The organism is Psychrobacter sp. ANT_WB68, from assembly GCF_008369115.1.
GTDB lineage: Bacteria > Pseudomonadota > Gammaproteobacteria > Pseudomonadales > Moraxellaceae > Psychrobacter.
This window is the reverse complement of sequence record NZ_VOAZ01000003.1, coordinates 461,183-476,152: the sequence shown is the minus strand read 5'-3', so window position 1 is coordinate 476,152 and position 14,970 is coordinate 461,183. Positions and strand designations below refer to the sequence as shown.

At 42.3% G+C, this 14,970-nt stretch carries 12 protein-coding genes; 8 read left to right on the top strand and 4 right to left on the bottom strand.

Annotation, left to right across the window (positions count from 1 at the left end):
- Positions 1–533 precede the first annotated feature (533 nt).
- The 6 genes from FQ084_RS10505 (at position 534) to FQ084_RS10480 (ending at position 5,986) form a co-directional block, all read left to right on the top strand.
- Positions 534–1,142, top strand: coding sequence for a rhomboid family intramembrane serine protease (locus FQ084_RS10505; RefSeq protein WP_149490570.1), 609 nt, complete (start codon positions 534–536; stop codon positions 1,140–1,142).
- Between the two features lie 170 nt (positions 1,143–1,312).
- A complete protein-coding gene (locus tag FQ084_RS10500) occupies positions 1,313–2,278 on the top strand; it encodes a metallophosphoesterase (protein WP_149490569.1) in 966 nt (321 codons plus the stop codon).
- 99 nt (positions 2,279–2,377) lie between these two features.
- A complete protein-coding gene (purE, locus tag FQ084_RS10495; protein ID WP_149490568.1) occupies positions 2,378–2,938 on the top strand; it encodes a 5-(carboxyamino)imidazole ribonucleotide mutase in 561 nt (186 codons plus the stop codon).
- 288 nt (positions 2,939–3,226) lie between these two features.
- Positions 3,227–4,591, top strand: coding sequence for a 5-(carboxyamino)imidazole ribonucleotide synthase (locus tag FQ084_RS10490; protein WP_149490567.1), 1,365 nt, complete (start codon positions 3,227–3,229; stop codon positions 4,589–4,591).
- Positions 4,591–5,040 carry a YaiI/YqxD family protein gene (locus tag FQ084_RS10485; RefSeq protein ID WP_149490566.1) on the top strand — a complete coding sequence of 150 codons (450 nt, stop codon included), beginning with the start codon at positions 4,591–4,593 and terminating at the stop codon, positions 5,038–5,040. Before FQ084_RS10490 ends, FQ084_RS10485 begins: the two co-directional genes overlap by 1 nt.
- A gap of 307 nt (positions 5,041–5,347) precedes the next feature.
- The gene (locus tag FQ084_RS10480; RefSeq protein ID WP_149490565.1) at positions 5,348–5,986 is read left to right on the top strand and encodes an NAD(P)H-binding protein; all 639 of its coding nucleotides are present in this window, start codon (positions 5,348–5,350) and stop codon (positions 5,984–5,986) included.
- Positions 5,987–6,112: 126 nt separating this feature from the next.
- Here FQ084_RS10480 and epmA read toward each other — a convergent pair whose 3' ends face one another.
- The 3 genes from epmA to FQ084_RS10465 all read right to left on the bottom strand — a co-directional run bounded on the left by epmA (position 6,113) and on the right by FQ084_RS10465 (position 9,677).
- Positions 6,113–7,138, bottom strand: coding sequence for an EF-P lysine aminoacylase EpmA (gene epmA / locus FQ084_RS10475; protein WP_149490564.1), 1,026 nt, complete (start codon positions 7,136–7,138; stop codon positions 6,113–6,115).
- 90 nt (positions 7,139–7,228) lie between these two features.
- Positions 7,229–8,341 carry a 4-phosphoerythronate dehydrogenase gene (locus tag FQ084_RS10470; protein WP_149490716.1) on the bottom strand — a complete coding sequence of 371 codons (1,113 nt, stop codon included), beginning with the start codon at positions 8,339–8,341 and terminating at the stop codon, positions 7,229–7,231.
- Positions 8,342–8,522: 181 nt separating this feature from the next.
- Positions 8,523–9,677: an AI-2E family transporter gene (locus FQ084_RS10465; RefSeq protein WP_149490563.1), complete on the bottom strand. Its 1,155-nt coding sequence runs from the start codon at positions 9,675–9,677 to the stop codon at positions 8,523–8,525.
- 923 nt (positions 9,678–10,600) lie between these two features.
- Between FQ084_RS10465 and FQ084_RS10460 the strand changes: the two genes are divergently transcribed.
- Both FQ084_RS10460 and FQ084_RS10455 read left to right on the top strand, forming a co-directional pair.
- Positions 10,601–12,292 carry an NAD+ synthase gene (locus tag FQ084_RS10460; protein ID WP_149490562.1) on the top strand — a complete coding sequence of 564 codons (1,692 nt, stop codon included), beginning with the start codon at positions 10,601–10,603 and terminating at the stop codon, positions 12,290–12,292.
- A 302-nt stretch (positions 12,293–12,594) separates the two neighbouring features.
- Positions 12,595–13,872, top strand: coding sequence for a hemolysin family protein (locus FQ084_RS10455; protein ID WP_149490561.1), 1,278 nt, complete (start codon positions 12,595–12,597; stop codon positions 13,870–13,872).
- Positions 13,873–13,942: 70 nt separating this feature from the next.
- Here FQ084_RS10455 and FQ084_RS10450 read toward each other — a convergent pair whose 3' ends face one another.
- Positions 13,943–14,659, bottom strand: a complete 717-nt coding sequence (locus FQ084_RS10450; RefSeq protein ID WP_149490715.1) for a YggS family pyridoxal phosphate-dependent enzyme — start codon at positions 14,657–14,659, stop codon at positions 13,943–13,945.
- Positions 14,660–14,970: the final 311 nt, after the last annotated feature.

Sequence of the window (14,970 nt, the reverse complement as noted above, 5' to 3'; positions counted from 1 at the left end):
AGGATATATAAAGGGGATTTTTTAATTGAATTTTTTACGCTGTAGACTCTAAAATGCTGACAGATCTGGGCACTTAACGGGCCGGCATTTAACAAGCAATATTGGTATATAAACTGCCTATCATTTATAAATCCCATTACTTTTTAACTGACTATCAAGTAAACAACTATAAATGTAATAGCGGTGAGTCCGATAAGCCTAAATCAATACCACCTATTCATTATTCATTTTTATTCTCTGTCGTGAATCGTTACGGTCAGTATACGAAGCATTACTCATTGTGCCTGATACGCTGTTATATTATTTAATATAAACGATTATTAAAGCATAATTTTGTCGTCTATTGGTTTTTGCCTTAGTATCACTGCTATTATTGTTGGTGTCGCACTTTAGTCATTGATTATTACTGATGATTTAGTCCTCATTTATGATTTCATAGTTAGTATCAGTTGTTATTCAGCCAAAACACTTGGGCTTTAAGCGTTACGATTTATACCATTGCCATCTATCAGGCTCGGCCTAAGGACTCTCCTTTGTTTAACCAAACGACTCTTATTATTATCATTACCGTTATCGTCAGTTTATTGGCATGGCAAAACAAAACACTGTTTAATCGACTGATTTTTTATCCGCCAGCTGTGAACAATGGTCAATGGTATCGCTTTGTGACTCATGGTTTCATTCATGCTGATGCGATGCATCTACTGTTTAATATGTTTACTTTGTACTTTTTTGGTCGTGCGATCGAAGGCTTGTATCAGTCATTTTTATTCGGTTATGGTTTCGTGGTTTTTTATGTATTGGCCATCGTTGTCGCGATGATTCCAAGCTACATTAAGCATAAAAATAATGCCAGTTATTTAAGCCTTGGTGCATCAGGCGGCGTATCAGCGGTACTCTTTGCTTTTATCCTGCTCGCGCCATGGGAAAAGATTTATCTGTTTGCAGTCATTCCTATCCCAGCCATATTGTTTGCGGTCGCTTATATCGCTTATAGTATTTACGCCGACAAACGCGGCGGCTCTAACATCAATCATATGGCGCACATGTGGGGCGGCGCATTTGGGATTATTGCAACCATCATTCTAGAACCTCAAGTACTACCGCACTTTTTAAATGCGCTATTGTCTCCTGGGTTTTAAGCTCAATAGTAAAACCGAGTAATCAAGCTTATAAATAAAGTTCAGTAATGAACATTGAAATGAAAGCTTGGTTTATGATGGCAGTTTAAATACTTGAGCCAGTGTTAGTTTCGCTAAGCATTTTGCGCAAACTTATACTCAATAAAATATTTAAGAATTTGATAATTATTATGATTATAGATGTGATTGGTGATATTCACGGTTATGCAGACAAGTTGGTGGGCCTACTAAAACAGTTGGGCTATGTTCATAATGGCACCCATTTTGTACCGCCATCCGGTCATCGGGCGCTATTCATTGGTGATTTCATTGACCGTGGGCCGCAGCAAGTAGCATCGCTAGAGATTGTGTTTGCCATGTTAGATGCAGATGTTGCCGATGCGGTGATTGGCAATCATGAATATAATGCATTAACCTTTGCCATGCCTGACCCAGAGCAACCTGAGCGCTATTTACGCTCGCATAGCGCTGTTCATGTGCGCCAGCATGAAGCGTTTTTAGCAGAAGTACCGTTTGGCTCAGAAGCGCATCAATACTGGCTGCAGCGCTTTTATGAGATTCCCTTGTGGCTTGAGACTGACTATGCTTGCTTTGTACACGCTTGCTGGGATGTCGATAGCATGGCGGTATTGAAGCCGCTTTTGACTGCCGATAATTGCCTGACGCCTGCAGCCATCATTGCCACGGCGCAAAAGTATAGCCCTGCTTATGAAGCGCTTGAGCGTGTGCTAAAAGGCGTAGAAACGGCGTTGCCCGATGGTTTAGTCATGGTCGATAAAGATGGTGCAGCGCGCTCACAAGTACGCGTGCGTTGGTGGCTTGATGAGCTCAATAAACGCACCATTCATGAGATTGCCCGTGCACCCAGCTCAGGATTGGCGCAAATTCCAAGTGATGCCCTAGCGGAAAATATCGAGTTTGCCCTTAAAACCCATAAACCGGTATTCGTCGGTCATTATTGGCTGACCGGCGCGCCGCAACCCCTTAGCCCGCAGGTCGCTTGTACCGATTATTCAGCAGCGATTGATAGCGGTTATCTGACCTGCTATCAGCTCGATACCGAGCAGCCATTACCGCTTAAAGCTTATAATTTTGTACAGTATCGCCATGATGAAGACTCAAGGATAAATGCATAAAATCAGCGTTATTTAGCCCGCTTTGCTATTAAACAGCAAACTTGGCTTTACGAAGGCAGCAAAACTTTTGTATGATGGTCTTTTTGAGGATATCAAAGCATGAGCACTACGTCGGCTACCGTTACCCCTGTTGAGCAAAACAGCCCAATCACTTCTCCTGCTGGTCAACCAAAAGTAGGTATTATCATGGGCTCGCAGTCTGATTGGGCAACCATGAGTGCAGCGGCGCAACTACTTGCCGACTTTGATATCGCTTTTGAATGTGAAGTGGTGTCAGCGCATCGTACCCCTGATAGATTGTTTGATTACGCCAAAAGTGCTAAAGGTAACGGATTACAAGTGATTATCGCTGGGGCTGGCGGTGCGGCTCATCTGCCCGGTATGTGCGCCAGCCAAACGCCGCTACCTGTCTTTGGCGTGCCTGTAAAATCATCGATGCTCAGTGGTTGGGATAGCCTACTCTCTATCGTGCAAATGCCAAAAGGCGTGGCCGTTGGGACCTTAGCAATTGGTGCGGCTGGCGCGTATAACGCTGCTCTCCTTGCTATTCAGGTCTTAGCATTGCATGATGAAACAATTGCGACTAAGCTGGATAACATGCGTCAAGCGCAAACCGATACCATTCTTGCCAGCCCAATACCCGGTATTATTAACGCGTAAAGCCTGCCAAATAGCGTTAGTTTTTAGCAAGAAACAGTTAGCAGAAATGCAATTTTAACAAAAAAACATTAAGCGCAATCATCTGGTTTTTAAATCTCAATATCAAACTTAAATACCAAAATTAACAAGCAATGTTCTAAACTTGATATTTTTGCTCAGATGCGTTCTACTAAATACAAGGTGCATACAGTGCACCTTTTCCTATTTTAATAACATAAGTTTTATCCCGTAGTTTTTAGATATTAATACTCAAAACCCCTTATTCATTTTTAATGTAAAGAGCCTGCCATGACTACAGCGAACGCTTATCCTGTAACCCAAACCATTCGTACCATCGGTATTTTAGGCGGTGGTCAGCTTGGTATGATGCTCGCCGAAGCCGCCATGCCGCTCGGTTATCAGTGCGTATTTTTAGAAGACAATGCCGACTGTCCGGCCAGCCTATATGGCAAAGTTTTTCATAGTGAGCAGTTAGAAGCATTTATTGCCGCAGCTGACGTCTTTACCTTAGAATTTGAAAACACGCCTACTGCCACGGTTGAACAATTGGCTAGCCTATCAAAATCTGGTAGCAAACAAGGCATGTTTCCGCCACCGATTGCCCTTGATATCGCTCAAGATCGTTTAAAAGAAAAGCGCATGTTCAATGAGCTCGATATCGCCACTGTGCCATTTATGGCGGTCAATTCTGAAGCGGAATTGAAGCAAGCTTGCGACGAGCTAGGATTGCCTATCGTCCTAAAGACCAGCCGCGGCGGTTATGACGGCAAAGGTCAGTTTGTCATCAAAGAAGAAAGTGATATTAAAGTTGCTTGGCAAGCGCTTAAAGATGCGGTTAGTGGTAAAGGTGCACTGACGCCAACGCCTGCCCCACTCATTGCAGAAGGCTTTATTAACTTTAGCCGTGAAGTGTCTATCATTGCTGCACGCGCCCAAAATGGTCAAGTACGCTGCTATGATTTGGTCGAAAACCATCATCATCATGGCATATTGGCCAAAACCCGCGCGCCGGCCGTTGGTACTAGCCATCTATTTCAACAAGCAACCGATGCTATTACCACTGTGATGAATCATTTAGGTTATGTCGGAGTGATGGCGCTTGAGCTATTTGTGAGCAAAGACGCTCGTGGTAACGACTATCTCCTTGCCAACGAGATTGCCCCGCGCGTCCACAACTCTGGACACTGGAGTATTGAAGGCGCTATCACTAGCCAATTTGAGAATCATATTCGCGCTGTGGTCAATCTGCCGCTAGGCGATACTGACAACGTCCATCCAGCAATTATGCTTAATGTATTGGGGCAGTATCCTGATATCAGCGCCGTGTTAAATATCGATGGCGCCCATTACCATAGCTACCATAAGGCTGAGCGCGAAGATCGTAAGATTGCGCATATTACCTTAATGCCAAATGACGTTGCAGATTTAGAGCCTGCATTGGCTAAGCTGGTGGCTGTTTTGCCTAATAAAGTGGGTCTTGATAAAAAGTTAGCCCCTATGGCTACCGAGAACCAAGCAAAAACGCTAGAAGAACCAAGCAATGCCGATACTGCCTACGCTGTAGAAGATAATGATATCCATGTTAAAGACAACCAGACAGAGGCTGTAACAGCTATAGACGTTTTATCGACAGCAGATAAGGCTAAGCAATAATGCAGATCTGGGTAGATGCTGATTCAGTGCCACTGATTGCCAAAGACTTGATTATCAAAACGGCTGAACGCACAAAAACCATGGCGATATTCGTCGCCAATCAGCCCATTAAATTACGCAAATCACCGCTGCTCGTCATGACCGTGGTGCCCTCGGGGTTTGATAAAGCCGATGATTATATCGTCGAACAAATCCAGCCAGGCGACTTAGCCATCACTAGCGACATTCCACTGGCAAATGATATTTTAGATAAAGGCGGGATGGTGTTGACCACGCGCGGGATGGTCTATGATAAAAACAATATCAAGCAAAAGCTCAATATGCGTGATTTTATGGATACCATGCGCGGCACTGGCGTGCTCGAGCTGCAAGAAATGAGCGGCCAAAAACCTTATGGTGACCGCGATAAAAAAGCCTTTGCCGATGGTCTTAATCGCTTAGTACGTTAACTGGTGCGTTAATTTTCTTACTCATTATTTAGCAATTACCCTTTCTAGCGCTTCCTACCTTCTTTTTATCATTATAAATAACAGCTTTTATAAAGAAAAACTTTTATAAAGAGCAACCTTGCAATCCGTATACACTCTATAACTAAACATCATGCAAACGGCACGCTTCATAACGAAGTGTGCCGTTCATTCTTGTTACGCTATATTCAGCTTTTAAGACAACCAGTATTTGAATAACTGGTCTTTAAACAACAAGTCTTAAAATAACGATAACGTATATAAAACGCATATAAAAATAGGAATGATGATGAAAATTTTAGTGATTGGCGCCAGTGGTCGAGTGGGTACAGATTTGGTCAAGCAGTTATTAGCCGATGACCATCAAGTGATAGGGACAACCCGTCAAAAAGAAAAGCTATTTAACGATGACAATTATAGTCAGTTAGATTTAGACATCACTGCTGAAAAAGAGGCTATTCAACAGCAATTCGAGCAAGAGATTGATGCCGTCTATTTCGTCGCTGGTTCTGGTGGTAAGGACGTCTTAGAGGTCGATTTACACGGCGCGGTTAAGACCATTCAAGCCGTGGAAGATAAAGGTATCAAACGCTATATTATGCTAAGCACAGTGTTTTCATTAGACACCAGCAAGTGGGACACCCCTGGTATTGCTGATCTAAAAGCATACTATATCTGCAAGCATTACGCTGATCAGTGGTTAGTCAATAACAGTAGCCTTGATTACACTATCGTGCAAGCAGGTGCGCTAAAAGAGCGTGCAGCGACTGGTAAAATCACTATCAACGATGACAATGCGGGTGAGAACTCAATTGAAGATGTGGCCACGACGTTAGCTGCGGTCCTTAATGCCAATAATACGACTAAGAAAGTTTTTAGCATGCACAACGGTGAAATCGCAATTAATGCAGCGATTGCACAGTTATAGTGAATTTCATGCAACTCTATAGTATATACAGAAAAAAAAAGCGAGTAAGCCTTCCGGTTTACTCGCTTTTATTATGATTGGCTATCGGAAATAAAAGGCGGCTGCGTTATATTTATTACAGGGTGACTAAGCCAAGCCACTAGGAAAAGGAATCACCTGCTCTAAGCTGCTAGCGCCAGTTATAACCATAAGCAACCTGTCAACACCAACCGCGATACCGCTGCAAGATATTAAATCATCAGATGCCGCTAATAAATGCTCATCAATTGGCATTTGTGGCAAGTTATGACGCTGGCGTAATCGGTTGTCCTGTTCAAAGCGTGCCCTTAAGGCCTGCCCATCTGCCAGTTCATCATAAGCATTGGCAATCTCAATACCATTAATATAAAGCTCAAAGCGTTTAGCAACTGTATTACCGTCTTTATCCACCGCCGTTTTCGCCAATGCCGCAGTTGCAGGTGGATATTCTATAATCAACGTCGGCAAATCGTGACCTAGATTTGGCTCGACGGCATGACTAAATAATAAATCTAACCAACTTTGACGAATATCTGCTTCGTTATTGATTGCGCCGCTTGCTGTACTATTAAAATCAAACCCTGTCAAACCTTTATCTTCTGCCACGGCTTGTAGTGACTCAATACTGGCAGTCAGCGGATGAATACCAACAAAATCCATGAAAGCATCGACGTAACGGTAATGACTCAGCACAATCGGATAGCCATATAGCGCCTCTAATAGCTCGCCCAATTCAGCGGCCATATCATCTAGGCTATAGTTCGGCTGATACCATTCGAGCATGGTAAATTCAATATTGTGGCGGACACCTATCTCATTATCACGAAATACCGGACAGATCTGATAGATGGGTACCTGCCAGCTGGCAAGTAGGCGCTTCATGGCAAACTCAGGCGAAGTATGCAAATAATAGGTAAAAGGTTTATCTTGGTAAGTAACCTGCGCCGCTACTGATTGCAAAAAAGTATCGGTATTGCCTGCTTGTGATAACAAGGGCGTCTGCACTTCAAGCACTTGACGCATGGCAAAAAACTGCCGAACATCACTGATAAATTGCGCACGTTTTTGTGCCATTGAAACGGTCATGGTCGGCGCATAGCTAGGTTTCAAAGAAGAATTACTTGCTTGGTTCATTATTATTTACTGTCATTTAAGAATAAAAAATGGAGTTTAAATGGGTATTTTAAACTTTAAGACTGCCTGACCTTTAAAATTGCCTAACTTTTACGACTGCCATTCACGGCGTAAGTGATAATCTCGGCGCAATTGATCAAAGTCTATGCCTTTTACCTGCCCATCAGCTAACTTGCTTCGTAGTGAGGCATCATCTTGCATAATGTCATAAAACTTAATCAGCCTTTCTGGATGTGCCTTAAGCTCAGACCATAAAAACATATTAAGTGGTAATAGTGTGTGCATAGACTGCACAGGTGTGACTGCCAGCTGTTCACAGAGCGCATCATAGATAATTTGCGTACCACGTAGCTTACCTTCGACCGTATAACCGGCGATGTGCGGTGTGGCAATAGCAAGTTTGGCTAATAAACTCTCAGAAATCTCTGGCTCATGTTCAAACACATCAAGCACTACTTGGCGTCCCGTAAGCTCAATATCTGCTTCTAAATCACGCGCATTAATGACGGGTCCGCGCGCGCTATTGATTAATAAAGTCTCTGACGGCAGCGCATCTAATGCATTTTTATCGATTAGATACCGTGTTGGATAATCGCTGCCATTAGGATTAGTATTATCTTTTTTATCGGTTAACGGGACATGCAAGCTAATCACATTACTTTGGCTCAGCACTTGCGCAAGGCTAGCATTATTAGTATTCGATGCAGGGAGAAGCGGATCGTAACCCAATACTTGCCAACCCAAATCATGAGCATATTGAGCAAGAGTTCTGCCAATATTACCCAGTCCGATAATGCCCAGTGTCACTGGCGCTATCGATTGCTGCCAATACTGCGGGCGCAAGGTTAAGATAGCGGTTAATACATATTGCGCAACCGAATGCTTACTACAGCCAGCAGCATTGGCAAAGGCAATATTGCGCGCCGCCAAATAGTCTTGATCGATATGATCAGTGCCGATAGTCGCCGAACCGACAAACTTAACACTCTTATTATCAGCCAGTAGAGGCTCGCCCACTGGCGTCACTGAACGTATCAATAGCACGTCAGGCTGTAACTCTGCGAGCAATTGGGCATTGATAGTACGTCCAGCGACGGCAACAATATCTACTGGGCGCTTAGTCTCTTGACCAAGCGTCGACGCATTGAAGAACTCACTAAGGCTGGCAATATTGCTATCAGCAACGATGGTCAGAGGACGAATATGTTCGTTATTCATCATGCTGGCATTAAGCATCTTTAGATATCCCTATTCATAAAGGTTTATTAGCAACAATCGCATCATTAGCACAGTCTATTTTTTATTATTAAACTTTATGGGCTAACAGTCTGGCAGTAAAAATTCTACAAAAAAGTTTTTAGCATCTTACCTTTCAATCCTACAGTCAGTCGACAGAGGCTATATTCTCATCTTTATCTTGTTCATCAATTTTAGGTAGAGGTCGACCGTCAGCCAACATTCCTTCGTGCTGAGCAAATAACTCATTCTGATGCTGCGATATCCATTCACGCCATACCGCAAGGCCGATTGCCAATACCACAGGACCGATAAACAATCCAACAAAACCAAAAGCGGTCAAGCCGCCCAACACCCCGATAAAAATAATGATAAAAGGAATTTTGGTCGCGCCACTAATAACGATAGGACGGATAAGATTATCAACCCAACTGATAACGAGGATGCCCCAAAGCCCTAAGCCGATACCTTCAACGGTATGGCCTTGGCTCAATAACCAAATAGATACCCCGCCCCAAACGAATGGCGTGCCAAATGGAATTAAAGCAATGATGAAAGTCACAATCGTTAGTAAAATAGGGCTTGGGGCGCCAGCGAAATAATAACCAACACCAGCGAGCAATGCCTGTGCCAATGCCGTCAACCCAATACCATAGACTACCGCGCGCGTAGTCGTGCCGACCGAATCAATATAACCATCGATGCGATTGCCAATGACATTGCGTAACGCTTGACGAATTTGACGTACCAAACTTGTGCCATCGCGATAAAAGAAAAATAGCGTCATCAGCGCCATCCCAAGCTTGGCAAGACCGCTAAATACGACATCGAAGGCGACTTTGCCATAATACAGATGCGACTGTACCCAAAGACGAAAGGCCTCTAGCGTCCCTTCGGGATTTTTATTAATTCTCCACAGCACATCTTTGACTTGCTGACCGATGATTGGTAAGTCCTTAATCGAGTCAGGCACATCCAGATAGCCAACCTTGATGCGATAGATTAAATTGCTAATGAGGCTTAGCGCTTCTTGCTGCAAGATAAAGATACCGACGACGAGCGGTACACCTATCATAAGCGTGATGCTGACTGTCATAATGGCAGCGCTAAGGTTTGAGCTGAACCGAACTCTTTGGTGAAAAAAGTTATAAATAGGAAAAGTCACATACGCTAAAATTGCCGCCCATAGCGCTGGTACAATAAAAAACTGTACAACTTGGAAACATAATACGAACAGTACCACCAATAAAGTAATGGCCAATAAGCGCTGAATAAGGAATTCTTTTGTCCAGTTTTCAATCATAGCGTATAAACCAAGAGCGAACAGCAAAAAGCCCTTTCGGCTCTGCTGTAAAACTTATAAATAGTGGAGAGCAATGACAGATCACAGCCATAACCTGCCTCCATTAGCGAGTGTTTTTAGTAATAGGTTTTGGATAATAAATAATGCATAAACTATTTGCTGCGAATAAGCACAGCAATATGGCTACCGTACCATAGAGCGCTTTTATAAACATCCTATTCAGCTATAAAAACAGCGTTAATATATAAAAATAGTCTGCACTGATAAACATAGCGTTTATTTCGTATTTATAAGTGCTTAAATGCTACAACCAATCGATCAAAACGGTTTATTATGCAACAGAATAAGCCTAATAAATAAGGCTATGTTGTAATCTTTACTTACAATTATCTGCACGTATTATTGGTGAATATTGATGCTGACATTCTCAAATGACCGAGTAGATTTATCCTTGCAGAATAACGGTCAGCTATCGCCTTTTTACTATCTCCAACTATGATATCTCGCCAGCTAAATCACTGCTCAGTTCTATTAGTACGGACAATTGATGTTATACTAAAGTAATTAATCTGAACGCTTAAACGCTGTTAAGTTAGTGTGACTTTATTCATTTTTGTCATTATCAGCCTTGGGGTTTTGAAAAATACTTCTTGCAATCCTCATTTGTCACCCTACTCTAGACGGTCTTAATAACGTGTTTTTAGAGCAGCGCTGCATATTTTGGTATTGTCGATAAGCATGACATTAATGCCTATCCAAGCTTGGCCCTCATCATAGCGACTCACTATTGAAGAGTCATTCTTTGAGTGCACGATTCAACACTTATATTTTGCGTTACTTTTATAAATTACTTTGATTTGGTTTTATTTGAAACCAAGGCGGATTTAACACATTTAAACAACCTATTGATAGGAACAATAACAATGTCAAAAGACACTGATAACCCCAATTTTACTTCTTCAAATGACACCAATACGGCTTCTAAACCGCAAGACAGCGTTACTTTTGCTTTGGCCCAATCCCATTTTTTAGTTGGCGATATCACCGCTAACGCTGAAAAAATGCGCACACTCGCGCTACAGGCACGTGAACAAGGCGCGGATGTCATTATCTTTCCAGAGTTAGCATTATTAGGTTACCCTCCTCAAGATTTATTATTACGCCCAAGCTTATCTGGTCGTATCAAAAGCGCGCTGTCTACTTTAAGTGATATCGATGATATCGTGATGATTGTTGGCTACCCGCATGTTGATCATCATGGCACCTTTAACTCAGCAGCCATTTTGCACAACGGTCATCAGAAAGGCTTTTATCATAAACAAATCTTGCCAAATTATGGCGTATTTGATGAGCGCCGTTATTTCGATAAAGGTCGCAATCAAGTATTGTTTGACTATAAAGGCATTACTATCGGTCTGCTTATCTGCGAAGATTTGTGGGAAAAAGGTCCGATTGCCGAGCTTAAGAAACAAGGCGCTGACTTAGTTGTGAGCTTAAACGCTTCACCATTTGAGATTGAAAAACAAGACAACCGTAAAACCATGCTGGCCAAACGTAGTCGTGAAAACAATCTGCCTATCATTTATCTAAATGCTGTTGGCGGTCAGGATGATTTGGTATTTGACGGTGGCTCTATGGCAATCCAAGCCGATGGCAGCGTTGCCCACGAAGCTTCGCGCTTTATGAATCAGCTTATGTTAGCAACATTCGATGTAAAAACAGCAAAATTTGATACGCAAGCAAAAGCACCTTTATCATTAAGCCGTGAGTCGGAGATGTACCAAGCGCTGGTCGTTGGTCTACGTGATTATGTCAATCTTTCAGGCTTTACTGGCATCATTGTTGGCTTATCAGGCGGTATTGATTCAGCCTTGACCTTGTGTATTGCCGTCGACGCCTTGGGCGCAGATAAAGTATATGCCGTCATGATGCCGTACGAATACACCTCTCAAATCAGCTTAGAAGATGCACAAGCACAGGCACGTCGCTTAAACGTTTCTTATACCGTTTGTCCGATTTTCGATGCAGTTGAAGGTATCCGTCATACCTTAGCGCCATTATTTAATAAGTCTCCTGCTGATACTACCGAAGAAAATATCCAAGCGCGCGCACGCGGTGTGGTACTAATGGCACTGTCTAATAAATTTGGTCATCTGGTCATTACCACGGGTAATAAGTCAGAGTTAGCCGTTGGTTATTCAACTTTATATGGCGATATGGCTGGCGGCTTTGATGTGTTAAAAGACGTTTATAAATCACAAGTTTATAAGCTCGCCAGCTATCGTAACCGTTTAGAAGATACGCCTGTTATTCCTGAGCGTGTGATTACGCGTCCGCCATCTGCTGAGCTGCGTCCTGATCAAAAAGACCAAGACAGCCTGCCTGACTATGATGTCCTAGATGGTATCTTAATGTCGTATATCGATGAAGATATGGGTTATCAAGATATTGTCGATAAAGGCTTTGACGCTGACTTGGTTGCCAAAGTCATTAGAATGGTTGATAACAGCGAGTACAAACGCTCGCAAGCACCGATTGGTACCAAAATTAGCCATAAAGCTTTTGGTCGTGAGCGCCGTTATCCACTGGTGAATAAATGGTCAATCAAAGGCTAGGCTTTAACCACTGATTTATCATTACAACCTTTTAGATATGCCGTTATTTTTTAGAGTAACGTCTATTTAAATTACAAACTAAAAGGTTGGATAACTTTCAGTTTTTATATAATTTTATATAATATCATTCAAGTGTTTTATAATTAGCTGGGTGCTTCTTACCCAGCTTTTTTAGTTTTTATCGATAAATATTTTCGTTATCTACTAACGTTTCTAAATATTTATACATATTTTTTTACTTCTCATTATTTCAACTATTGTTTCTAATTTAACTATCTTACCTATTTTTATCCGAGTCCTTCATGAGTTTGCTAACCGCTACTATCTTCCTTCTTTTATTACTTACCTTGAGTGCTTTTGTCTCTGCCGCCGAGATTGCTATCGCTGCTGGTCGCAAGATTAAGCTCCAAATCATGGCAAAAGAAGGCGAAGTCCGCGCCCTTGATGTCCTGCATATGCAAGAAAATCCTGGTGGATTTATTACTGTGGTGCAAGTTGTTCTTAACGCCGTCGCCATTTCAGCAGGTGCGGTTGGTGAGTCAGCCATTAGCCCTTATTTGCAGCTGTTGATCAAGCATGAAGCGGCGTCATCCGTTATCTCATTTGTCCTTATTACCAGTTTATTTTCCCTACTTGCTGATTTGATGCCTAGGCGCTTGGCGATGTCTAATGCAGAAATCTTTGCTGTGCGACTGGTACGCCCTATGATGGCGTTGACTTTTATTTTTAAGCCAGTTATTTGGGTCTTTGATGGTGCAGCAAACCTCATCTTTGAGCTTTTTGACATATCAACTATCCGCCAAGATGACATCACTCCAGAAGATATCTATGCCGTGATGGACGCTGGCGCTGAAGCCGGTGTGCTCAAAAAACAAGAGCATCATTTGATCGAAAATATCTTTGAGATGCAAGAGCGTACCGTCACCTCAGTGATGAATCCTCGTGAGCATATCGTCTATTTTGATAGCAAGACCAGTACAGAAGAAGTGGTCGAGGTGATGATTGCGCAGCCGCATAATAAGTTTTTGGTCTGTGAGGAAGACGATTTAGAACAAATTATCGGTTATGTAGAATCGCGCAGCTTTTTAGCCTTGGTGCTTAACCAGCAAGAGGTTAGCTTAATTGACAAAGCGCTATTAAAACCGGCGTTATTTGTACCCGATACCTTGTCTTTGTTTGAAGTGTTAGAGATGTTTAAATCGACCGGCGCTGACTTTGCCGTTATCGTCAATGAATATGGCTTGGTGGTTGGCGTCATTACCCTACGCGATGTGATGAGCATTGTCATGGGTGAGCTGGTGACAGTTGAGGAGCAGCCTATCGTGCAGCGTACGGATAATTCTTGGCTTATCGATGGTATGACGCCCATTGAAGACGTCATTCGGGCGCTAGATATTGTTAATTTACCACGCAGTCAGAACTATGAAACCATCAGCGGCTTTATGATGTATATGCTGCGCAAAATTCCTAAAAAAACCGATACCATTGAATACGCCAATTATCGTTTTGAAATTATCGCGACCGACAACCTTAAAATTACCCAGCTACTTGTCACCAAACTTGATGAAGCAGTTAAATAATTACCATACTTTAAGCTCAATGCCAGTGTAAGCTTTAACGGCTTAATTGGTTGAATAACAATGACAAAAATCAGGCACGTGCACCAAATATTGCCGTGCCGACGCGTACCATGGTAGAGCCGTTGGCAATGGCGGCGCTAATATCGTCACTCATACCCATGCTCAGCGTATCCCACTGCTGCAATTCTGGATGTTCGCGCTTGATGTCTTCAAATAGTTGCTTGGTTCGAGCAAAGGCATCGGTGTTGGCTTTTGCTGGAATAATCATCAGACCACGCAATTGCAAGCGCTCGTAATGCTTAATAGCAGTTATCAATTCGGGCAGATCGGCTGGCAAACATCCTGATTTACTGTCTTCAGTATCGATATTGACTTGTATAAGCACATTAAGAGGCGACAGCTCAGCGGGGCGCTGTTCATTGAGGCGCTTGGCAATAATCTCACGCTCCAGCGTTTGCACCCAATCAAAATGCTCAGCGATATCTCGCGTCTTATTGCGTTGAATACTACCAATATAATGCCAAATAATAGATTCACATTCTGGCTGTCCTCGTAAAACTTGTATCTTCTCAAGCGCTTCTTGCAGATAATTTTCACCAAAATCGCGCTGCCCTTGACGTGCTAATGTCGCAATCATCTCAGCAGGCTTGGTTTTAGATACCGCCAGTAAGGTGACCTCATCAGTCTGCCTTTTAGCTTGTGCACACGCCTGCGCTACTTGTTTATTCACCTGCTGCCAACTTTCAATTAAACTTATATTATCGATGTTACTTTCATCATTTTGCATGTCAATGGTAGCCATGACAGTAGGAATATTATTTCTATGGGATCGTTTAGCGATATCGTTCATAAAAGGCTCACGGAGATAAAGAATGCGGTTGTTTTAGAGAATTATTTTTATAAGTAATTTTAAATTCTAATAAATACTCTGTTAATAGAGAAATGATAAACTCATATTAATGAGCAATGAAGAACTGAACTATTTTTGCATTTTATTTATATAGTAGATGGTTAAATAACCACATTCTTGTTATGATATTGTTACATGGTCTAACATATACTACTGAAAAACATAGTAATAGTAACAAACACAGTAAA

What these genes read in the sequence shown, in the direction of transcription:
- FQ084_RS10490 (WP_149490567.1), top strand. Translation starts at nt 3,227, where the DNA reads ATGACTACAGCGAACGCTTATCCTGTAACCCAAACCATTCGTACCATC.
- FQ084_RS10460 (WP_149490562.1), top strand. Translation starts at nt 10,601, where the DNA reads ATGTCAAAAGACACTGATAACCCCAATTTTACTTCTTCAAATGACACC.
- FQ084_RS10485 (WP_149490566.1), top strand. Translation starts at nt 4,591, where the DNA reads ATGCAGATCTGGGTAGATGCTGATTCAGTGCCACTGATTGCCAAAGAC.
- FQ084_RS10480 (WP_149490565.1), top strand. Translation starts at nt 5,348, where the DNA reads ATGAAAATTTTAGTGATTGGCGCCAGTGGTCGAGTGGGTACAGATTTG.
- FQ084_RS10450 (WP_149490715.1), bottom strand. Translation starts at nt 14,659, where the DNA reads ATGCAAAATGATGAAAGTAACATCGATAATATAAGTTTAATTGAAAGT.
- FQ084_RS10500 (WP_149490569.1), top strand. Translation starts at nt 1,313, where the DNA reads ATGATTATAGATGTGATTGGTGATATTCACGGTTATGCAGACAAGTTG.
- purE (WP_149490568.1), top strand. Translation starts at nt 2,378, where the DNA reads ATGAGCACTACGTCGGCTACCGTTACCCCTGTTGAGCAAAACAGCCCA.
- epmA (WP_149490564.1), bottom strand. Translation starts at nt 7,138, where the DNA reads ATGAACCAAGCAAGTAATTCTTCTTTGAAACCTAGCTATGCGCCGACC.
- FQ084_RS10455 (WP_149490561.1), top strand. Translation starts at nt 12,595, where the DNA reads ATGAGTTTGCTAACCGCTACTATCTTCCTTCTTTTATTACTTACCTTG.
- FQ084_RS10465 (WP_149490563.1), bottom strand. Translation starts at nt 9,677, where the DNA reads ATGATTGAAAACTGGACAAAAGAATTCCTTATTCAGCGCTTATTGGCC.